This window comes from Xanthobacter sp. NM-59, assembly GCF_021401125.1.
Taxonomy (GTDB): Bacteria; Pseudomonadota; Alphaproteobacteria; order Rhizobiales; family Xanthobacteraceae; genus Xanthobacter.
On sequence record NZ_JACBFQ010000001.1, the window covers coordinates 1057295 to 1080589 of the forward strand.

9 protein-coding genes and 3 pseudogenes are annotated in these 23295 nt (G+C 62.5%); 2 read left to right on the forward strand and 10 right to left on the reverse strand.

The window, feature by feature from the left end; translation table 11 throughout:
* Positions 1–120: 120 nt before the first annotated feature.
* The gene (locus L0966_RS04935; protein ID WP_234050697.1) at positions 121–882 is read left to right on the forward strand and encodes an SDR family NAD(P)-dependent oxidoreductase; all 762 of its coding nucleotides are present in this window, start codon (positions 121–123) and stop codon (positions 880–882) included.
* Positions 883–1114: 232 nt separating this feature from the next.
* Positions 1115–2213, forward strand: a pseudogene (locus L0966_RS04940) (IS3 family transposase).
* A gap of 51 nt (positions 2214–2264) precedes the next feature.
* On the opposite strand, the gene L0966_RS22445 reads toward L0966_RS04940, so the two are convergent.
* From L0966_RS22445 to L0966_RS04985, 10 genes and pseudogenes are all read right to left on the reverse strand, one after another.
* On the reverse strand, positions 2265–2585 hold the full coding sequence (locus tag L0966_RS22445) for a transposase (RefSeq protein ID WP_370640625.1): 321 nt from the start codon (positions 2583–2585) through the stop codon (positions 2265–2267).
* Positions 2485–2880, reverse strand: a pseudogene (locus L0966_RS04945) (IS5 family transposase); the annotation flags it as partial. The gene L0966_RS22445 and the pseudogene L0966_RS04945, both read right to left, overlap by 101 nt.
* 86 nt (positions 2881–2966) lie before the next feature.
* Positions 2967–3324, reverse strand: a pseudogene (locus L0966_RS04950) (transposase); the annotation flags it as partial.
* A 308-nt stretch (positions 3325–3632) separates the two neighbouring features.
* Complete coding sequence (locus tag L0966_RS04955; RefSeq protein WP_234050698.1) at positions 3633–11231, reverse strand: hypothetical protein; 7599 nt, start codon at positions 11229–11231, stop codon at positions 3633–3635.
* A 138-nt stretch (positions 11232–11369) separates the two neighbouring features.
* On the reverse strand, positions 11370–11525 hold the full coding sequence (locus tag L0966_RS04960; RefSeq protein WP_234050699.1) for a hypothetical protein: 156 nt from the start codon (positions 11523–11525) through the stop codon (positions 11370–11372).
* A 418-nt stretch (positions 11526–11943) separates the two neighbouring features.
* Entirely contained in the window at positions 11944–13350 is a 1407-nt protein-coding gene (locus tag L0966_RS04965) for an HlyD family type I secretion periplasmic adaptor subunit (protein ID WP_234050700.1), read from the reverse strand.
* Positions 13347–15479: a type I secretion system permease/ATPase gene (locus L0966_RS04970; RefSeq protein ID WP_234050701.1), complete on the reverse strand. Its 2133-nt coding sequence runs from the start codon at positions 15477–15479 to the stop codon at positions 13347–13349. Before L0966_RS04970 ends, L0966_RS04965 begins: the two co-directional genes overlap by 4 nt.
* A gap of 634 nt (positions 15480–16113) precedes the next feature.
* Positions 16114–17589 carry a siroheme synthase CysG gene (gene cysG, locus L0966_RS04975; protein WP_234050702.1) on the reverse strand — a complete coding sequence of 492 codons (1476 nt, stop codon included), beginning with the start codon at positions 17587–17589 and terminating at the stop codon, positions 16114–16116.
* 119 nt (positions 17590–17708) lie between these two features.
* The gene (polA, locus tag L0966_RS04980) at positions 17709–20705 is read right to left on the reverse strand and encodes a DNA polymerase I (protein ID WP_234050703.1); all 2997 of its coding nucleotides are present in this window, start codon (positions 20703–20705) and stop codon (positions 17709–17711) included.
* A 389-nt stretch (positions 20706–21094) separates the two neighbouring features.
* Positions 21095–23236: a sodium-translocating pyrophosphatase gene (locus L0966_RS04985; protein WP_234050704.1), complete on the reverse strand. Its 2142-nt coding sequence runs from the start codon at positions 23234–23236 to the stop codon at positions 21095–21097.
* Between the last annotated feature and the right edge of the window lie 59 nt (positions 23237–23295).

Below are 23295 nucleotides of genomic sequence, written 5' to 3' on the forward strand. Positions count from 1 at the left end.
CCGTCATTGCGCCCGCGAGCGCCTGCGGCGTCACAACCGGGGGAGAGCGCCGCGGAAGGCTGGACTTTGGCGACGAACGCGGCTCATCTCGCCTGCAACGATAACGCCCGCGGAGCATCCATGACCGATATCAGCCCGACCGGCGGCAAGCCCCTCGCCGACAAGATCGCCCTCGTCACCGGCGCCACCCGCGGCATCGGCGCCGCCACGGCCCTGGCCCTGGCCGCCGCCGGCGCTCACGTGGTGGCCGTGGGCCGCAGCGAAGGCGGGCTCGAGGAGCTGGACGACGCCATCACCGCCATCGGCGGCAATGCCACGCTGGTGCCGCTGGACCTGAAGGACAGCGAGGGCATCGACCGCCTGGGCGGTGCGCTCTATGAGCGCTATGGCCGGCTCGACGTCTATGTGGCCAATGCGGGCGTGCTCGGCCCGCTCTCGCCCCTGGGCCACGTGCTGCCCAAGGACTGGGACGCGACGGTGGCCGTCAACATCACTGCCAACTGGCGCTGCATCCGCTCGTTTGACCCGCTGCTGCGCCTCTCCACCACTGCGCGGGCCGTGGTCATCTCCTCCGGCGCCGCCCACAAGGCGCGGGCCTATTGGGGCCCCTATGCCATTACCAAGGCCGCGCTCGAGGTGATGGCCCGCACCTGGGCCGCCGAAGCCATCAACGGCAACCTCAAGGTGAACCTCTTCAATCCCGGCCCGATCCGCACGCAGATGCGCGCCAAGGCCTTCCCCGGCGAGGACCCCATGACCCTGCCGACGCCGGAAGAGGCCGCCGCCGCCATCCTGCCCTTGTGCCTTCCCGACTTCGCCGAGACCGGCAAGCTCTACGACTTCCCACAGCGCAAGCTGCTGAGCTTCCAGATGCCGGCCTGAAGCCTCTGGCGCCGATCCTGAAGCGTCATTGGCTCTCGCTCACTGAGTAGCCCCTGGATTCCAGGAGGCCTTCTTCGCTAAATTTTGAGGCAAGGAGGCCCCGATGGGAAAAGCGAACTTCACCGAGGACTTTAGGCGCGACGCGGTCCTTCAGATCACCGAGCGGGGTGACCTGATCCCCTGAACCTCCTCCAGATTTTGGTAGAGTCCGCTGCAGATGACGGGCGGACGAATGAAGCGTTCACGGTTCAGCGAAGATCAGATCATCGGGATATTGAAGGAGCAGGAGGCGGGGCTCGGGACGGCCGATCTGTGCCGCAAGCACGGGATCAGCGGAGCGACCTTCTACAAGTGGAAGGCCAAGTATGGCGGGCTGGATGTGTCGGACGCCCGCAGGCTGAAGACCTTGGAGGACGAGAACGCCCGGCTGAAGCGCTTCTGGCCGACGCGATGCTCGACAATGCGATCCTCAAGGATGTCGCAGCAAAAAAATGGTGACGCCCGGCGCAAAGCGAGATGCTGTGGCACACGCCTGCCAAGTGCACGGGGTGAGCCAGCGGCGGGCGTGCGAAGCTCTTGAGGTCGATCGCTCGAGTGTGCGCTACCGCAGCACTCGGGAACCGGACGTGGATCTGCGCGAGGCCATGAAGGCTGTCGCCTCGGAACGGCGACGGTTCGGCTATCGCAGGATTCACGTGATGCTGCAGCGTTGCGGCATCACGATGAACCTCAAGAAGCTGCGGCGGCTCTATAGCGAGGAGAAGCTGCAGGTTCGCAAGCGGGGCGGCCGCAAGCGTGCTCTGGGGACGAGGCGTCCCATGGTTGTGCCGGATCGGGCGAACCGTCGCTGGAGCCTGGACTTCGTCAGCGACAGCTTCACCGATGGCCGCCGTTTCCGGGTCTTGACGGTGGTCGACGACCATACCCGCGAATGTCTGGCTCTGGTCACGGACACGTCGCTTTCAGGTCGGCGTGTCGTGCGCGAGCTCGATGGTATCATTGCCCGGCGAGGGCGGCCCGAGGTCATCGTTTCGGACAATGGCACCGAGTTCACCAGCATGGCGATCCTGCGCTGGTCCCAGGACCGGCAGATCGACTGGCACTACATTGCTCCCGGCAAACCGATGCAGAACGGCTTCATCGAGAGCTTCAACGGCAGCTTCCGCGAAGAATGTCTCAACGAGACGCTGTTCTCGTCGCTTCAGGAGGCCCGGCAACGGATCTCCGCATGGAAGGAGGACTACAACACGAACAGACCTCACTCCTCGCTGGGCAATCTCACGCCCGACGAGTTTGCACGACGACTGGCAGATCGAAAACGGGCCGCATAGGCTCGAACATCAACCCAAGGACTCTCCTCAAAGCCGGAGGGAACATGGGGCTCAGGTCAAATCGTGTGGGATGAGGATCTTCCGCGTCCGGTTGGATGGGATCACCGCCGCCGCCCCGATGTCCGCCACGTGTCGGCGGAAAGCATTGCTGTCATAGGCTTTGTCGGCGAGCACGGCGGGACTGGCCAGGCCGTCCACCAACGCAGGAGCGACGGTGACATCGCCCGCCTGACCGGACGTGATGATGAAGCGCACAGGTCGGCCCAGTGCGTCGGCCAGCATGTGGACCTTGGTGGTCAATCCGCCTCGGGAACGCCCCAGCGCCCGATCGCCCCCCTTTTCTGCTCGCCGCCGGCTGGTGAGCCCGGACAATGGTGCTGTCGATCATCAGATATTGGTTGTCGAGATCGGCAGTCCGGACCTCGAACACCCGCTCCCATGCCGCGGTGTGGCACCACCGGCTGAAGCGCTTATGAACGCTCTTCCAGCGGCCATAGCGTTCGGGCAGGTCGCACCAACGGGCCCCGGAGCGCCAAACCCACAGACAGCCGTTCACGCACAAACGGTTGTCCGAACCGCTCCGGCCCGGATCCGTGGCTTTGCCTGGCAGCAACGACGCGATCTTCGCCCACTGGGCATCGCTCAACTCGTACCGTTTCGCGGCCATCGCAGGGCTCCGTGCTCCAAAAACACGCAACCCCAGCAATCAGCACTCTCCAGCCTTGGGAATCCTGAATGTCGATCCGACCTAGTGCGTTCGACGCCCAGCGCCTTGCACGCCCGACGCTGGCTAACCCCCTGCGCCGGACAGGCATGAGCCACGGCTTTGCGCCTCGCATCGGGCGTCACCATTTTTTTGAGCTGAAATCCCGCAGAATGGCGTTGTCGAGCATCTGCTCAGCGAGCAGCTTCTTCAGCCGCGCGTTCTCCTCTTCAAGCGCCTCCAGGCGTCGGGCATCAGACACGTCCATGCCGCCGTACTTCGCCTCGAACTTGTAGAAGTTCGCCGAGGACTGCCATGCTTGTGGCAGAGGTCAGCAGTCTTCGCCCCCGCCTCCCGCTCCTTTGGTATCCCAATGATCTGTTCCTCAATGAACCGTGTGGCTCGCATCCTCCGTCTCCATGGTCGATGGACTCAACGTAAATCTGGAGGAGGATCAGGATCTCAGGTCAGCTGGCCGTCGAGGCTGTCGAGCTCGCGACCCTGACTTACGTCGACCAATTCCGATCCCTGGAGCCCATCGGCAACATCCCCCGAGGCACGCGGCCGCGCCATGCTCGACAGGCAGAAACGGGCCGCACCACAGCTCCGGTGAGCCGAGCAGGATCAAACAACTCCTCCCGGATCTCCCCTCCATCGACGCCGAAGCATCTCATGCCGACGCCCCTGTTGAAGAGGGGCGTCGAAAGGGGGGCAGGTTAGCTATGCCAGGCTTTGCCTTGGGCCGCGACAAGCGTTGCGTCTGTGATCGTCGCATTGGCGGCGGCGGTGGGATCAAACGCAATGCCGTTTTCGGCCTGGTAGTCATTCGCGAAGCTGGCCATGGCCTGAACTAACGTATTCACCTGCTGGGCGGAGGTCAGCTCCAATCCGTCCTTGGCCGAGATAACGGACAACTGCTCCCAATCCCGGCTCGACGCGCCATCGTACCAGTCCTTGACGACGACTTTCCGAGTGGTGCCCAAAACGTCAATGATAAGATCATCCCCGGATTGAATGAACCAAAGATTTTCAGAGTCGAAAGCGATTTCCAGCTCGCCGCTAGGCCCAGTGTTGCCAGACACACCGTTGACGATAATCTCGCTTTTCTGGGATGCACCAAAGATATATGTATCCAAGCCGCCACCCCCCTTCAAAGTGTCGCTACCGCCACCGCCGTTCAGCGTGTCGGCCCCCTTTCCGCCATCAAGGATGTTGGTTCCACTGTTGCCAGTCAGGGTGTCGTTGAATGCGCTGCCCGTGATGTTCTCCACGTTCCGGATCACATCACCCAAAGCTTCACTTCCGCTCGCGCCCGAAGCCGTCGTCTGCGCACCACCCGACCTGAGGGTGACTTTCACCGATGCAGTCGAGGAGGCATAGCTCACCGTATCGACGCCTGCGCCACCATCCAAAACATCGGCACCTGCGCCACCCGAAAGAATATCGTCGCCGGCGCCGCCTTCCAGCAGATCATCGCCAGAACTGCCATTCAGCAGATCATTACCATCGCCGCCGATAAGAACGTCCGCTTTCGCGCCGCCGGTAATGTTATCATTGCCAGCCCCGCCGTCTATATAACCCTCTACCGCTGAATTGCCTTTGATAACATCATTTCCCTTGTTGGCAATCAAGGCTTCAAAATGGCCATCCGCAAGGTCAATAACCGCGTTGACGGATGAATTCAGGATCGCCGTATCGTACCCATCTCCGCCGTCAACCTGCCATCCTGAAACGGCTATGAATCCCGCTTCATAGTAATCCGAACAGTCCCACTGGCCAGATGCGTCGTAGCTCGCCTGGTCAAACAAGATCGTGTCATCCCCCGCACCACCTCGCAGGATATCCCTTTTCCCGAGGCCTCCATCAATGGTATCGTCGCCATCTCCTCCGGTCAGGAAGTCAGAGATGTAGGCTTGGTTCGAACCGGACAGGTAGACGGGGGTTTCCCCAAAGGCCGTGACCCAGTTTCCAAATGCATCAGTCGCCCCGACATAACCGGAGGCGTCGAGCTGGAGGCTGGTCAAATTATTGTAAAGTCCACCGCTTGAATACACACCTATTTTCATGTAGGGCACCGGAAAATTCCCTGCAATACGATAAGCCGCCTCGCTTCCATTGAGAAAGATATGCGTGGCCTGCAGCAATGGCCCGTGCTTTTCTGCACTTTGGAGCGAATTTATAAATTGTGCACGAGAAATTAGCTTCTGACCAATATAATATACAGCATCAGCTCCATTCTCATCAATGTAGGTCGCGAGATACGCCTGATCGGTACCGACAACATCCATGCTATCCACGGGAGCGCCGCGCATGTATGAGACATTGGCCTGGACGCGGAACACCCGAGCGCTGCTATCCGCGGTCACCGTCGCGTCGTGAGCGGCAATGATCACGGCATTGGAACCTTTAACTGTCACCGAAGCGCCGGAAGCAACAATAATACTACCATTGTTTATAGTGATGGTATTGTTTTCTCCAGTCACAACGGTATCAATTGTCCCATCGGCGAGCTTGATAGCGTTGTCATCTCCGTCTACGAAGGTCCGCATTCCGTTGCGGGAGGTGACCTCCACGATCTTGGACTTGCCGTTCGCACTCACGCTTGCCACGCTGTTGAAGTCGGCACCGCTGAGCGAGGTCGTCGTGCTGCCGTCGAGATGAGTTTCGATAACCTCAACCTGATCGAAAATCCCATCGTTGGTTTTGTCGAACCGCACGGTTTTGAGCGAACCGTCGGCAGTAACAGAAGTTTTGATCTCGTCTTGTGGAACTCCCTTATAGTTCAGGTGGTGCCCAATGATTGTGACGCTGCCATCGATATTCTGCTGGCTGGTTTCAGTGTAATCGACGTGACCATCGCCATCCACATCCGTATCCGAGACACGTGTGAGGCCATCGGCGCTCACAGTGGTAATGGCACGGCTCAGTGATCCATCGCTCCGTCGATCTATGATGCTGGTCCGGGAACTGCCATCGGCATCGACGGAGGTGGTCTCCGTATGGTCGGTGATCTTGTCCCCGTCTGTGTCTTTCCTCAGCGTGATGGTCCGGCCATCGGCACTGGTTGTCATGACCCCTTTCTGGACGAGGGCGCCGTCTGCGGCGACGTCCGTCACGGTCTCCACCCTGTGACCATCAGCATAATCAGCCACCCCATCGGTGCGGGTCTGGTCGACCTCGCCATCGCCGTCGAAGTCCCATTGGGTGGTTGTGGTCAGGCCGTCGACGCTCACGGACGTGGCGGAGGTGTCGGAAACCTTGCCATCGCGACCGTAATTGAAGGTGGTGCTATTGGTTCGGCCGTCCACCCCGGTGACGATGACGATCTTCTGATCAATCTTGCCGTCGCCATCCGCATCACAGTTCGTCGTCATGGTACGCCCGTCGGCACTGGTGAAGGTGGAGGATTGCCCCACCACGGTTTTTCCGTCGCCTGTCGCGTCGACCAGTGTGCTCTCCAGGCTGCCATCCACATTCTTGCAGCTGGTGATGCTCCGCATCCGATCAAGGGTCCCGTTGCCGTCGAAATCGCTCTTGATAATAGTGCTGAGGCCGGAAGCGCTGGTCGTAGTGATCGAAGAGGACAGTTTGTTGCCACCCTTCATCGCGGTCGCGACCCGTGTTCGGGTGCCATCTGCATTCAACGTTGTTTTGTCGCTCGATGACTGGTTTACCCCGCCGGAGCCGGCCACGTTCCAGATGCGGCTCCTGGTCAACCCATCGGCGCTGGAGGTTTCCGCATAAGCCGCCTTAAGGGCTTTTCCGGTACCATCGAAATAGGAAATAGTGTGTGTGGTGCGACTTGCGGAAACGACAGTCTCATCGGTCTTCACACTGTCGAAGGCCCCTGCACCGTCGAGGTTCCACTGGGTCGTCACCGACGCTCCGCTGGCCTGCGTCGTGACCACAGTAACATCCTTGCTGGAGGCTCCCGCGGCATAAGTCATGGTCTCGACCCGGCGGCCGTCGGCGGCGAGCACGACTTCGTCCATCAGCACCGCCTCGAAGGCACCGTCGCCGTTGGAGTCCCACTGCGTCGTGGTTGTCTGCCCTGTTGAAGTCTGGGCGATGATGCGCTGGTCGGACACAACCCCGGCCTTGGTCAGGTCCTGAGCGGTCGTCACGATCAGATCGTCATCGGCTTTGGTCGCGCCCGCTTGCAACACGCTCACAGTCTTCTGATCCACCCTGCCATCGCCATTGCGATCAAAGGTTTCGGTGGTGGTCAACTGGTCCGCGCTGATGATCGTCTGCCGGCGCGCGAAGAGCACGGCAGGAGACGTTGCACCGCTGCCCAGCTTGTAGTTCGAGACGGTCTCGGTCCGCGCGCCATCGGTTCCGACCTCGATGAGATAATCCTTGCGTGTGTCGAAAACGCCATCACCGTCGAAATCCCATTGGGCGATGTCGTTCAGCCCGTCGCCGCTGCACCACACCACCGCCTGCGCCGTCGCAAGGTTACCGGCGTCGAGATCGGTCACCGTCCGCGTGGTGCTACCATCAGCGGCACGCGCGGTGACATCGCTGCGAGAACGATCGACGGCGGTGTCCGCCCCGTCATACCAGCGGGTCGTTACCGAGAGGCCGTTGGCGCTGGTGACGGTCTGGACCCTGCCCTTCTGCGTGCGATCAGAGTTGTAATCGGTCCTCGTGACAGTGGTCCGCCCGTCGGTCGAGCGCGTGGTGGAGATCGCCTGGTCTGTTGCGCCGTCGCCGTCGAGGTCCACCCGCACGCTCACATTTCCACGGGGAGAGGTCGCGGTGGTGGTGCGGGAAATCAACTTCGGCGTCATCTCGCCACTCAGAACCGACACCGTGCGGGTCTGGTCGCCATCCACGTCGAGAACGGTCACGTCGCTGGTCACCGTCTCATAGGTTCTGTTCCCATCGGCATCGACTTGCGTGGTGATGCTGCGGCCATCGGCGCTGGTCGTCACGACCTGCACGCGAGCGCCCAGCACGCTGAGGCCCGTATTGGTCACGGTCTCGCGGGTGGAACCGTCACTTAGCAGCTCGCTGGCGTCCAAAATTGTGGCGTCGAATGTGCCGTCGCCGTCGAGATCCTGCTCCGTGGTCTGCGTCAGACCATTGCCGCTGGTGGTGACACGAGCGAGTTGCGTCAGTGTGGTGCCGTTGAAGTCTCGAACCGTCTCGACCGTCGAGCCATCTGCGGCGTGGGTGACCACGTCGGCACGGGTGACATCGGTCACGCCATCGCCATTCAGGTCCTGTTTGGTGGTGGCAGAGAGGCGATCCGCACTCGTCTTGGTGGTCGTGGTGTCCTTCGCCTTCCGGCTCAGATTGTAATTCACGACGGTGGTGGTGACGCTGCCGTCGGCTGCGGTCGTGCTGACCGTATTGCGGTCGCCGACCCGATCTCCGTTGAAGTCCTCGGACAGGCTGGTGGTCAGCCGGTTGGCGCTAACCTTGGCAATTGACAGCGAACGCCGCGAGCCATTTGCGTTGGTGATCTCCACCGTTTCCGTCTGGCTCCCGTCGCCGCCGGTCGCCAGCGTGTCGGTCTGGCCGCCATCAATGATGCCGTCGCCATCGAGGTCCCAGCGGGTCACGGTTTTCAGCCCATTTGCGGAGGTGGTGACCGTGGTTAGGCTGCGCAGGACATCCTTCGTACTGGCCGAGTAGGCGCCCTCATAGAGTGAAACGCTTGTGGTCACGCTGCCGTCCGCGTTGGTGACGGTCTGGCCAACTTCCGTCTCGCTGACGTTTTTTGCGGAATTCAAAGCGCGGGTGGTGATCCGCGACTTGCCGTCAGCTGCAATTACCGTATTCGTAAGCGAAACGAGGGTCGTTCCGGCATACAGGGAAAGAGTGTCGGTCTTGGTGCCATCGGCGCGGGCCTCGATGGCTTCGACACTCTCGGCTCGTCCATCGCCGTTGGCATCATTGGTCAGAGTGCGGGTGAGCCCGTCCTCGCTCCACACCAAGGTCTGCTGCGATAGCAGTGTGGTGTCGTTACCGGCGGTCACGCGGACCGTGCGCGTGGAAGAGCCGTTTGTGGCCACAACCGTTTCGTCGCGCAAATATTGGTCGGCGGTGCTGCTGCCCGAAAAAACACGCTCCAGGCGCGTGAGCCCATTGGCGCCAACAGTGGTGACGGTTTTGCCAAGAACGATGCCCGAGGCGCTCCGCGTGGTTTCCGTGGTGGTCGTATTGCCGCTCGCGCTTACCGACAGCCCGGTGACGCGGGTCAGATCAATGGTGCCGTCACCATCACTGTCGATGGCGGTTGAGGTCACCTTCCCATCTGCGCGGGTCGACAGGGTGGTGCTGCTGAGCAAGGTGCTGCCGGAGCCGCCATCGCCCGAGCGCAGCTCGATGGTCTCCACCTCGCTTCCGTCGGCGTTGACAACAGTCGCATCCCGACGCGTCAGCTCATAGGTACCGTCGCCGTCAACGTCCGAGCGCTGAAGCCGCGTGTGCCCTGTAGCGGTCACCGCGGTCGCGGTGGTCACGGTGTTGCCGACGACACTGCCATCCGGTGCCAGGTTGGTGATCGTGACGCGCGTGCCAACGCCCGTCACGCGCGTCTCGAGACGATCCGTGGTGCCGTTACCGTCGAGGTCGGTGCTGATGGTGGTGGTCTTGCCGTTGGAGCTGCGCACCGTGACCGCATTGTCGGTCAAGGCCCCTGTGACGTCGAAATTGGAAACGGTCATGGTGCGCGTGCCGTCGCTGTCCTTCGTACTGACGCGGGTCTGACGGCTTTCAAATAGGCCGTCGCCGTCGAGGTCCTCCATCAAGGTGCGGCTCAGCCCATCGGCACTGATGGTGGTAATGGTTTCTGTTGCAAAGGTGCCGTCAGTGGCGTAGGCCTTCAAATCTACGACCGTAGAACCATCCGACTGCCGGGTAGACGTGCGCCGGATAAGATCTCCCTCACTGTCATAGGCGAGTACCGTGTCCGCTGCGGCATAAGTCTTGCCGTTGCGCACGAAATTCGCTGAGCCCAAGATCTGGGAGCCGTCGGAAAAATTCTGCTCATTGTCGTCCGGGCTGAGCAAGATCTCGGTGATGCCGAGCTCGTCCAGGGTCATGAGCTGCCTGCCGCCCCGGCTGGTCGTCAGCAACACCTTGAACTTAGCCCACGCGTCATCAGCCGCGCTCAGCTTACCGTCGCCATTGCTATCGAAGACGTCGGCGAGAGCCTCCATGTCGCTCTCGGCGCCGGGGCTGTATTGCGTGAACTGGAAGGCCTGCGGATTCTCCACATCGCCAGAACCCGTGCGGTCATAGACCAGCACACCGTCTCCCGCACCCGCCCATGCGGTACGATGCACGGTGCCGTCGCCTTCCATGTCCATGTAGGTGTCGGAATCTGTGCTTTCGACAATGCTCACACCGTCGCCATTGAGGTCGAGCACCACCGGGAATGAGAAGCTGACGCCCCCCGACACGCTGAAACCACCACCGGAGCCATAGTCGAAATAGCCCCATCCGCTCACACCACTGCCATACCCAAACGACGGCACAGCCGGCGGGATATAGCCCCCCAGGCTCGGCCCGACGAAGCTCGCACCGGCGAGGTCCGCGAAGGAGCCGTAGCCGAGGCCCGAACTGATGAGGTCCTGCGAAATGTAGGAGGTGACATCAGGCGTCGACCAGTCGATGCTGCTCGTCACCTCGTTGCCTAACGGGCTCCAGAAGCTCAACTTCGACGCATCCGAAACCACAGGAGAGAGGCCATCAAGCCCGACATACGAGGCGCTATCCGCTGCATACGCAAACTGATCTGCCGAATCGACAAAGAAAGAAATATTATTCTTAAAATTATCGTACCCAATAATTACCGAATTATTAAAATAATGCCCGTTGCTCCATGAGATAACGTCATTGAATAGCGAATCATATGAATCGTACACAGCCTTGGAAAGCGGCATATCTACATTAGATGATGTATTAAATGTCATTACATCGGAAATAATGTATATAAATCCGCTAAGCGCATCATAATTCGCATTTGTTTTATCTGCAAGTGAATAATTATATCCAGGTACTATATACTCATATTCTACAACAGAGAACTTTTTATATAACTCTACATCCGATATAAGTTTATTGTTAATATTTTTATTAAATGATATATTAGAGCTTCCGTTAATTCCGATATCTACATCCATGTATTTCTTATAATAATATTTATTCTCCCACAAAATTTGTGGATTAAGCGCATCTACAAATTCTTCGATGAACGCATTAGGTATAAATACTCCTCCTGACACAAACCCTCCTTCCAAATTGCCAGGGACTGCTGCAGCCGCACTGAGATACAGGCCCGGCCCTTGATCCGAATTCACGCCAAAGCCCGCGAATCCAGCAATACCTCCTCCAGCGCCCAAGGCAGCACCCAAACCTCCAGCGACATCGTACGAAAGCGATTGCCCGCTAGCGAGGTCACCTACAGCGCCCTGTGTCGCAACGACCCAATAGTTAAACTACCCGCCTGCGAAACTTGATGAGCTGGTCCACACATCAGCTGTCGAAATATTTATATCAAACTGCTTGCCGACCGCTCCTGAAATACCAAAAAAACCTGGCAAACCATATACCGCACCACGGCCGGCCTGGAAAGAAATGACCATATTTGACATTTTCGCCTCCGAGAGCTCATTTGATTCTATTTAGTTCCGACGGTCAGCTTACTTCACATAAAAGATGAGATTATTATTAGTAAAAAGGCCATAGAGCTCGCAGTGACGCGGACGAATAATTTTAGTTGCTCCGGATCCATCGGGCCAGCGCCGATGCCACTCCTGCCAACTTCAACATTTTTTTCAATTTTTGCGAAAAAAACAAAACAAAAAAATAGACAAAAGCAAAATATCTGATATATAAATGAATATACATTACATTCAGCGCGCGTACATTTAAATGACATATTTTTAATTGAACACAATATACATTCGTATCGAATATATAAATTTATTACTATAATTATAGATGCTATTATGAACAACGCTGCGCAGTAGCGTGCTCCGCCGGCGCTCGTGAAAACTATATTCTTCTGCTTCATCTCTCCCGTCCTCCTTCATGCGCATATCTGAGCAGTGGAGAGAGGAGGAAGTCGAGGATGCGGCGGCGGCCGGTCTTGATCTCCGCCGTCACCGCCATGCCCGCCTCGATCGGACGAAAGCCCTGTTCCGTCTCCAGCCCCGTTTCCTGAACCGAAAGCCGAGCCACATAGGCCGGCTGGCGCGCCTGGCGGGCCTCGTCGCCGGAGGGTCCGGCGCCCGAAGGCGCTGAGGATCCGCCCACAGTGTCCCGGCTCACGCTCTCCACGACCGCGTGCAGCAGGCCGTAGCGGGTAAAGGTGAAAGCCTCCACCTTCACCTCGGCCGCCTGGCCCGCATGCACGAAGCCCACATCCCGGTTCATCAGTTCCGCCTCGATCTCCAGCCGCCCGTCGCCCGGCACCACCACCATCAGCTGCTGCGCGGGTGTCACCACCCCGCCAATGGTGTGCACGGCCAATTGCTGCACCGTGCCGTCCACCGGCGAGGTCAGGGTCTGGTCCGCCCGCCGGCGCGCCGCCTTCACCTTTTCCTCGCCATGCTCCACGGCCTGCATCTGCGCCTTGGCAAGGTCCGAGAGAAGACCCTTGCGATATTCGCTCGCCGCCTCCGCCCGCTGCCGCTCCAGGGCTTCGATCGCCGCCGCCGCTTCCTCGGCGCGATGGCCGTCCACGATCAATTGCTGCTCCTGCTCGACCACCCGCTGCTGCGCTTCCAGATACAGCACCTTGGTGCCGTAGCCCTTCTGCATCAAGGCTTCACGCATATCCCGCTGGTCCCTGAGCAGGGGCAACAATGCCTCCCCCTTGGCGATGGTGGCCTCCACCGAGCGCCGCTCCGCCGCCCTTTGGGCAATCTGCCGCTCAAGCCCGGCGAGCCGCGCCTGCTGCTCCGCCCGCTGCGCCTCCATCTGCCGCCGCGCGGTGTTCACGAGGTCGACAGACACGCCCTCAGGGGGCGTGAAAGAAGCCGGATCGTCGGCCAGAAGCGCCGACAGCCGGGCCATATCGAGCCGGTCCTGCGCCAAATCATGGGTCAACCGTCGCGCATCGGCCTCGCTCGCCGTCGGGTCGATCTCCACCAGCACGTCCCCGGCCTTCACCCGCATGCCGTCGCTCACCCGGATCGCGCGGACCACGCCCGTCTCCAGCGGCTGGATCACCTTGGTGCGGCCGGCCGGCACGAAACGGCCTTCCGCGGAGGCGATGATGTCGATGGTGCCGAACCAGCTCCACGCCAAGGCGATCATTGAAAAGCCGATGATGCTGGCGCCAATCGCCCGCCCCACGGGCGAAGGCGGCGTTTCCAGGATCTCCAACGCGGCAGGCAGGAACTCAAGCTCCTGCCGCCCACGGGCAGCCTCCTTGTGCGGCACCATGGGGGACGATGTGTCGGCTCCCATCATGCTTCTCCCGACTGAAGCCGGTGCAGGGTGGCATAGCGACCGCCCGCGCGCACCAGCACATCATGGCTGCCGTCCTCCACCAGCCGGCCGCGCTCCAGGGTGAGGATGCGGTCCGCATGGCGCACCGTCGACAGCCGGTGGGCGATGATGATGACGGTCCGCCCCTGGCAGATGCGCGCCATGTTCTGCTGCACCGCGCGCTCGCTCTCATAGTCGAGGGCGCTGGTCGCCTCGTCGAAGATCAGGATCCGCGGATTGCCGACGAGTGCCCTGGCGATGGCGATTCTCTGGCGCTGCCCGCCCGAAAGCCCGCTGCCGCGCTCACCCACCGGCGTGTCATACCCCTGCGGCAGCTCCAGGATGAAATCGTGCGCGCCCGCCAGCCGCGCGGCCTCAACCACCAGCTCCATCGACATTGCCGGATCGGCAAGCGCGATATTCTCCCGCACGGAGCGGTTGAACAGCACATTTTCTTGCAGAACCACGCCGATTTGCTGCCGGAGCCACGCCACGTCCACCATGGCGAGATCCACGCCGTCGATCAGGACCCGCCCGCTTTCCGGCACATAGAGCCGCTGCACCAGCTTCGCGACGGTTGACTTGCCCGATCCCGACGGACCGACAATGCCCACAACCTGCCCAGCACCGACCTCAAAACTGAGATCGGGGAGCACCGTGGGGCCGCCTGCGCGATAGCGGAAGGCCACGTGATCGAAGCGGATGGCGCCACGGAGCGCCGGCAATGCGGAGCGCCCCGGCTGGTGGGAGGGCTCGGGCGCCGTATTCAGAATGTCGCCGAGGCGCTCGATGGAAATGCGTGTCTGGTGGAAGTCCTGCCACACCTGCGCCAAGCGCAACACCGGCTGCGACACCCGCGAGGCCAGCATGTTGAAGGCGACCAGCTCGCCCACCGTGAGCGAACCCTCCATCACCAGCCGGGCGCCGAAATAGAGGGTTCCGACGGTCACCAGCTTGGCGGTCAGCTGCACCGCCTGGCTCGCCCAATTGCCCAGGTTCTGCACCTTGAAGCTGGCGCTCACATAGGCCGCTAGCTGCTCCTCCCAGCGACGCTGCATCTGCGGCTCGACCGCCATCGCCTTCAGAGTCTCGACACCCGTGACGCTCTCCACCAGCAGAGCCTGGTTCTCCGCGCCTTTATTGAACTTGTCCTCCCGCCTCCGGCGAAACAGGGGAGTCACGCCCGCCGAAATGCCGATAGAGATCGGGAATGATGCTAGAACGATAAAGGTCAATGTCGCCGAATATATGAACATCACGGCTACGAAGACGAAGGCGAACAGAAGATCCACCACAAGTGTTAGAGATGATCCGGTCAGAAAATTGCGGATGTTTTCCAATTCTCGCACGCGTGCGACAGAATCCCCCGCCCGACGGGCCTCGAAGTATGCGATGGGTAAACCCATGAGGTGCTTGTACAATCGCGCCCCTAACTCGACGTCGATTCGATTTGTGGTATGCGCGAAGACATGCGTACGCAAAGCACCAAGCACCGCTTCGAACACCGAAACCATCACGAGCCCAAGCACGAGGATGTCGAGTGTTGTCAAACCGCGATGCACCAGCACCTTGTCGATGATCACCTGAAAAAACAATGGTGAGATCAGCGCCAAGACCTGGAGAAAAAGAGAGGCCGCTAGAACTTCTCCGAATAAGGCGCGATACTTGTGCATCGCCCTCATGAACCAGGATATGTCGAACCGCCGCGCGAAGTCGGAAAAACGAGCGCGGCGCGCGACCAGAACCAGCCGTCCGCTCCACTGCGCCTCGAACGCCTCTCTCTCAACTTGCAGCGGCTGGCCTGACACCGGGTCGTGCACCAGCGCCAAATCCCCTGCCACCTTCGCGAGAATAACGAATGTGCCATCGCGGCGCGCCGCGATCGCCGGCAGCGGTGTGCCGCTGAGCTTGCGCCATGAAGACGAAACCGCCCGCGCCTTGAGCCCGAATGCTCGTGCGCAACGCAGCATCTCCACGGGGCCGACGGTTGCGCCACCGCATTGATGACGCAACTGCCGAGTTTCGGCCGCTACGCCGTGAAAACGCAACATAAGCAGCAGGGCGCCGAGACCCGAATCCGGCCCGGAGCCCGCATCTCGCTCGCTTTTCATGTGTGACCGCCCTGACACAACCGAGGCAAGAGGTAACAAGGCCCACCTCCGCTCGCAAGGTTGTTTTCCGAAAGCTCCATCTACCGTGGGGATATGTTTGGCTCTGCCGCATCACCGGTATGGGGAGCGGAGGGAGATCAGGCTGTCACGTTGGTTGCTGCGTCGGGCTGGGACCGAAGGGGCAGGTCTGACATAGAAGAAGAGGCCTCCGATATTCAGTCAGATGCGAGAAGAGATCTTTGATCTTGAGCTCAAGCCTTGCATCCTCGTCGCCGTGGACGCGCCAGATAGCCACGTTATTTGCGAAAGCGGTCAATGCGGCGGTTATCAGGTGGCGCGCGCCGTAATTAGGGCAATGCGCCAATGACGCATGCGAGCGAGATTCAGTGACGCCTCAAGCCAACCTTCGATCGGCCGGCCCGGGTAAAGAAGACAAAGGCCGCGCTCCGGGCGCGGCCTTTTTGTGCTCCACCTCAGTTTGGCCGCGCCACCACCATCGGCGGGCACGGGCGCCATCGCGGGGCGGCGAACGCGAGCTGCAGGCGTAGGCAAATGCCGCCGGCAATGGCGCCCCTGCCCCCTCGACTGGGAGCGCCAGAGTGAAGGGGTGGCGTGCACATGGCGCCCACGGCCCTCAAGCCGTGGCCCGCCGCGCCTCAGCCACGTCTGCAGTGTTCCATGCCTTGGCTTCCGAAAGCGCGTGGCCATACAGCACGATGCACGGTCCGCTCGCGCCCTCGGCCACCGCGCTTTCCACCGCCTCCGCCAGGGTCCCGATGGAGGCGGTGACCATGCGCTCCTCGGGCCGTGTGGCGGCAAACACCGCCACCGCCGGCGTGGCGGGGTCGAGCCCCGCAGGCACCAGGCGCCCCACCAGCTCCCGCAGCGTGTGACGCGGCATATAGATGACGGTGGTGGCCACCGGATCGCTGAGGGCCTTAAGGTCGAGATCCTCCGGCAGGCGCCCATTGCGCGCATGGGCCGTGACGAACTGAAGCCGCCGCGCATGATCGCGATGGGTGAGCGAGGCGGCCAGCCGGCTCGCCGCGCCCTGGGCGGACGAGATGCCCGGAACCACCTCCACCGGAATGCCCGCGGCGCGGCAGGCCGCGATCTCCTCTCCGGCGCGGCCGAAGATCATGGGCTCGCCGCCCTTGAGGCGCACCACCCGACGGCCCTCGCGCGCGAGGCTCACCATCAGCGCGTTGATGTCGTCCTGCTTGCAGGAGGGACCATAGCCGGTCTTGCCCACCAGCATCTTCCGGGCCTCGCGCCGGGCGAAATCGAGCACCGCCCCGGAAACGAGGTCATCATAGAGCACTACGTCGGCGGATTGCAGCGCGCGCACCGCCTTCAGCGTGAGCAGCTCCGGATCACCCGGCCCCGCCCCCACCAGCACCACCGATCCGCCGAACGTCGGCGCAGCAGCGTGTAGCAATGCTTCGCGGTCGGCCTCATCGGGGGCCCGGTTGGGCTCCATCAGTGCAAGGGCGCTGAAGCGCTCCCAGAAGCTGCGGCGCGCGGGTGCCGCAAGCCCCTTCCCCGCGATGAAGCCGCGCCAGGAGCGCGCCGCTTCCGCCCAGACACGGAACCCCAGCGGCAGCAGCGCCTCGATCTTCGCCCGCACAGCCTGAGCAAACACGGGCGCGGCGCCATCGGTGGAGATGCCGACCACCAGCGGCGAGCGATTGACCACCGCCCCAAAGGTGAAATCGCTCACCTTCGGCTTGTCCACCACATTCACCGGTGCGCCCGCCGCGCGTGCAGCCTGGGCAAAATGCCCGGCTTGCGCCTGATCCTGAAAAGCGCCCACCGCGAGGGCCGCGCCCGCCAGATCCTCCGCCGTCCAGGCGCGCGGGTGGAGGATGATCGGACCACGGGGAGGCTCCTCCACAAGGGCCTGAAGCGAGTCTTCCGGCGCCGGCGCATACACCTCCACGCGGGCGCCGGCGGCCGAGAGCAGTTCCACCTTCCAGGTCATGCCGGGCCCTTCGCCCGCCACCACCACGCGCCGGTCCTGAAGACCAAAGAAGAGCGGCAACCGCGCCAACGGCGCCATGTGGGCCGCGGCGGTGACGCGAGGGCTGCGGATGAGGCCGGACACGGCCATGGGCTCTCAACTCCATGAAACGCACCGGCCCATGCCGGCACATTTCACAGCATATGTGAGCACCAGATATTATTCAACACATAACGAAGTGAATTTTATAATTCACAATATTATGTCGTTTAATGAGCCTCATCCCAGTTGGCTGCGGCCCGCGCATCCACCTTCAGCGGCACGGCGAGCTGCACGGCTGGGGCGGCGGCTGTCTCCATCACCTCACGCACCAGAGGCAGGGTTTTTTCCACCTCGCCCTCGGGCACCTCGAACACCAGTTCGTCGTGCACCTGCAGCAGCATACGGGCGGAGAGCTTCGCCTCGTCCAAGGCCGGTTCCATGCGGATCATGGCGCGGCGGATGATGTCCGCGGCCGTGCCTTGCAGGCGGGCATTAATGGCCGCGCGCTCGTTGAAGGCGCGGATGGAGGGATTCTTGGCGGCGATGTCCGGATAGTGGCATTGCCGGCCGAACAGGGTTTCCACATACCCGTGCTCGCGGCAGAAGGCCTTGGTCACCTCCATATAGTCGCGAATACCCGGGAAGCGCTCGAAATAGCGCTTGATATACTGGCTCGCCTCCTCGCGCGGGATACCCAGCTGGTTGGCGAGGCCGAAAGCGGAAATGCCGTAGATAATGCCGAAATTGATGGCCTTGGCCCGGCGGCGCACCTCGCTGGGCATGTCCTTCACCGGCACGCCGAACATTTCGGAGGCGGTCATGGCATGGATGTCAAGCCCGTCCTGAAACGCCTGCCGGAGCGCGGGAATTTCCGCGATCTCCGCCAATAGGCGCAGCTCGATCTGCGAATAGTCGGCGGAAACCAGCTTGTTGCCCGCCTCCGCCACGAACGCACGGCGGATGCGCCGGCCCTCCTCCGTTCGCACCGGGATGTTCTGCAGGTTCGGATCGGAGGACGACAGCCGCCCCGTGGTGGTGGCCGCCAGGGCGTAGGAGGTGTGAACGCGATGCGTGTCACGGTTCACGAAATTGGGCAGCGCGTCCGTGTAAGTGGAGCGCAGCTTGGAGAGCTGGCGCCATTGCAGGATCTTCTGCGGCAGCGGGTGGCCCGATTCCGCCAGCTCCTCCAGCACATTGGCCTTGGTGGACCAGGCCCCCGTCGGGGTCTTGGAGCCGCCCGGCAGGCCCATCTTGCCAAACAGGATGTCCCCAATCTGCTTGGGGCTGCCCACATTGATCTTCTCGCCCGCGATCTCGCCGATCTCATCCTCCACCCGCGCCGCGCCCTGGGCGAACTCGGACGAAAGGCGCGCCAAAAGGGCCTTGTCGATGGAGATGCCCCGCGCCTCCATGCGCGTGAGCACGGGGATCAACGGCCGCTCCAGGGTCTCATAGACCGTGGTCTTGGCGTCCGAGACGAGGCGCGGCTTCAGCGCCAGCCACAGGCGCAGGGTCACGTCCGCATCCTCGGCGGCGTATTGGGTGGCGGGCTCCAGGGCGATCTTGTCGAAGGTCACCTGCGCCTTGCCCTTGCCCACCACCTCGGTGAAGGCGATGGGCGTGTGACCCAGGTGGCGCACGGAAAGCTCGTCCATGCCGTGGCCATTGAGGCCGGCATCGAGCGCATAGGAAATGCACATGGTGCAGTCGATGGGCGCCACTGTGATGCCGTAGCGCGACAGCATCAGCACGTCATATTTGGCGTTGTGGCCAATCTTGAGGGTGCCCTTGTCCTCCAGCATGGGCTTGAGGATGGCGATGGCGGCCTGAAGAGGGATCTGCCCGGCCAGCGGCTCGCTGAACAGCCCCTCCCCCGCGCCCACATGGGCGAGAGGAATATAGCAGGCCTCGTTGGGCGAAAGCGCCAGGGACACGCCCACCAGATCCGCCGACATGGGATCGAGCGAGGTGGTTTCCGTGTCGAAGGCGACGAAGCCCTGATCCATGGCCTTGGCGCACCACGCCTCAAGCTCGGCCGCATCGGTCACGCACTTGTAGGCGCTGCGGTCCACCGGCGTGGCGCGGGCGGCCTCGGCCCGGGCGCGGGCGAGATCGGCGGGCTTCAGAATGGAATCGCCGCCGGCATCCTTGGGCTGCGCGCTGGCAGCCTTTGCTCGGGCGGCCTTGCCCGTCTCCGGCTCGGCATCCTCTTGCGCCTCGCCGGGGGTGAACAGGCCCTGGGGAGCAAGCTTGGGGTCCGGGTCGATGAGGCTCGCGTCAATGCCATAGGCCTCGGCCACACGGCGGGTAATGGTGGTGAATTCCATGGCCTTCAGGAAGGCGACCAGGGGCTTGGCCTCCGGCTGCTCCAGCACCAGGTCCTCAAGCGGCACTTCCACCGCCACGTCCCGCACCAGCTCCACCAGCTGCTTGGAGACGCGGGCGGATTCCTCGTTCTCCATCAGCGACTGGCGGCGCTTGGGCTGCTTGATCTCACCGGCGCGGGCGAGCAGCGTGTCAAGGTCGCCATATTCATTGATCAGCTGGGCGGCGGTCTTGATGCCGATGCCGGGCACGCCGGGCACATTGTCAGTGGAATCGCCGGCCAGGGCCTGCACGTCCACCACCTTTTCCGGTGGCACGCCGAAATATTCCAGCACCTCCGCCTCGCCGATGCGCCGTTCCGGCCGCGCGCCGCGCCCGCCGCTCTCGCCGGATGCGGGGTCATACATGGCCACATGGGGGCCGATGAGCTGCATCAAATCCTTGTCGGCAGAGACGATGAGCACTTCCGCCCCCGCCTTCACGGCCTGGTCGGCATAGGTGGCGATGAGGTCGTCGGCCTCGTAGCGCGCCTGCTCCACCGGCACCAGGCCGAAGGCGCGCACCGCCTCGCGCATCAGCGGGAACTGGGGAATGAGCTCGTCCGGCGGATCGGAACGGTTGGCCTTATAAGCGGGGTAGAGTGCCTTGCGGAAGGAGTCTTCCGACTTGTCGAAGATGATGGCGAGATGAGTGGGTTTGATGCCCACCGCACCGTCGCGCACAAACTGGAACAGCTTGGTGCAGAACAGGCGCACCGCCCCCGTGGGCAGCCGGTCGGAGCGGAAATTATACTTCCGGTCCTGGTTGATGGACTGGAAATAGGCCCGGAACACGAAGGAAGAGCCATCCACCAGGAACACATGGTCTCCGGGCTGAATGGGGCGGGGCGAAGGGGACATGGCAGGAATCCGTCGTGGCGCCGGGCGGCGCGGGGCAAAGCGCCGCGCACGATGCCCCACGCCCGACTTCCGAACAACCCTGCAGGTCGCGCAGCCGCCCCGCGCCCGTCATCCCGGCCCCTCGCATCTGACGCGAGGCCTTGAGCCCCGGACACAGCGACATTTGTGGACGGACATTCAAGGAACGGGGATCCGTCGAACGCACATTCCCTTCCCGCATACGGGAGAGGATCAGGGAGGGGCAGCAAGACCGCCCCTTCCGCGAAACACAGCCTTCAAGCGCAGTGGTGCTTCGAGACCCCGCCCTTTCGCGTCCTTGCGTCCCGCGTTCGTCGCGGGCATCCCCTCCCCCGCAACCGGGAGAGGGGCGGCGGGAAGAACGCCCGGCGTCAGTGCCCGAGCACGGCGAGCAGCAGCAGGGCCACGATGTTGGTGATCTTGATCATGGGATTCACCGCCGGGCCCGCCGTGTCCTTATAGGGATCACCCACGGTGTCGCCGGTGACGGCCGCCTTGTGCGCTTCGGACCCCTTTTCGTGGCGCACGCCGTCCTTGTCCACGAAGCCGTCCTCGAACGACTTCTTGGCATTGTCCCAGGCACCGCCGCCGGAGGTCATGGAGATGGCCACGAACAGGCCGGTGACGATGACGCCCAGCAGCATGGCCCCCACCGCCGAGAAGGCCGCCGACTTGCCGGCCACCCCGCCGCCCGCCACGACATAAATGGCGAAGAAACACACCACCGGCGAGAGCACCGGCAGCAGCGAGGGTACGATCATCTCCTTGATGGCGGCGCGGGTGAGCATGTCCACAGCGCGGGAATAATCGGGCTTTTCGCGGCCGGCCATGATTCCCGGCTTCTCGCGGAACTGCCGGCGCACCTCTTCCACGATGGCGGAGGCGGCGCGGCCCACCGCCGTCATGCCCATGGCCGCGAACAGGAAGGGCAGCAGCCCGCCGAACAGCAGGCCCACCACCACATAGGGGTTGTCGAGGGAGAAATTGGGCGTGACGCCCGCGAAATAGGTGCCCTCCCCCGCCTGGGAGATGAAATATTTCAGGTCCTGGTTATAAGCCGCGAACAGCACCAGGGCACCGAGGCCCGCCGAGCCGATGGCATAGCCCTTGGTGACTGCCTTGGTGGTGTTGCCCACCGCGTCGAGGGCATCGGTGGACTGGCGCACCTCCTTGGGCAGGCCGCTCATCTCGGCGATGCCGCCCGCATTGTCGGTGACCGGGCCGAAGGCGTCGAGCGCCACGATCATGCCGGCCAGCGCCAGCATGGTGGTGGCCGCGATGGCGATGCCGAACAGGCCGGCAAAGCCATAAGCCGCCAGAATGCCGGCAATGATCACGAGGGTCGGCAGCGCCGTCGCCTCCAACGAGACCGCGAGGCCCTGGATGATGTTGGTGCCGTGCCCCGTCACCGAAGCCTGGGCGATGGACACCACGGGCCGATGGCCGGTGCCCGTGTAATATTCGGTGATGACCACGATGGCCGCCGTCACCAGCAGCCCGACAATGCCGCACAGGAACAGGGCCGTGCCGGTGAAGGCCGCCCCCTCGATGGCGCCGAAGCCCGGCAGCAGCCAGGTGACCGCCGCCAGAGCGAACACCGAGAGCCCGGCGGTTGCCAGAAGCCCGCGATAGAGCGCGCCCATGATGGAGGAGTTGGGCCCCAGCTTCACGAAGAAGGTGCCGGCGATGGAGGTGAGGATGCAGGCCGCGCCGATGGCCAGCGGATAGATCTGCATCACGTGGAGCGTGGCCGGGGTGGCGGCGAAGAAGATGGCGGCGAGCACCATGGTGGCCACCACCGTCACCGCATAGGTCTCGAACAGGTCCGCCGCCATGCCGGCGCAATCGCCGACATTGTCGCCCACATTGTCGGCGATGGTGGCGGGGTTGCGTGGGTCGTCCTCGGGAATGCCCACCTCCACCTTGCCCACGAGGTCGCCGCCCACGTCCGCTCCCTTGGTGAAGATGCCGCCGCCGAGCCGCGCGAAGATGGAGATGAGCGAGGCGCCGAAGCCCAGCGCCACCAGCGCGTCCACCACCGTGCGGCTGTTGGGGGCGAAGCCCAGGCCCGCCGTGAGCACCAGGAAGTAGACGCTCACCCCCAGCAGCGCGAGGCCCGCCACCAGCAGGCCGGTGACCGCGCCGGCCTTGAAGGCGAGATCCAGCCCACCGCCGAGGGAGCGCATCGCCGCCTGGGCGGTGCGCACATTGGCCCGCACCGAAACGTTCATGCCGATGAAGCCGGCCGCCGCCGAGAGCACCGCGCCAATGGCGAAGCCCGCCGCCACCAGCCAGCCCAGGAACACGCCGACCAGCACGAAGATGACGACACCCACCGCGCCGATGGTGAGATATTGCCGCCGGAGATAAGCTGCCGCCCCCTCCGCGATGGCGGCGGCGATCTCCTGCATGCGGGCCGATCCGGGATCGGCCTCCATGAGGCTACGGACCGCCCAGGCCCCATAAGCAATGGCCAGAAGGCCACAGGCGATGATCGGCAGCAGAGCCAGCATGGGGCCTCTCCTCAAGGGTTTCCGAGTCTTCGTTATTATACCAGCGAGTGTGTGTGGGA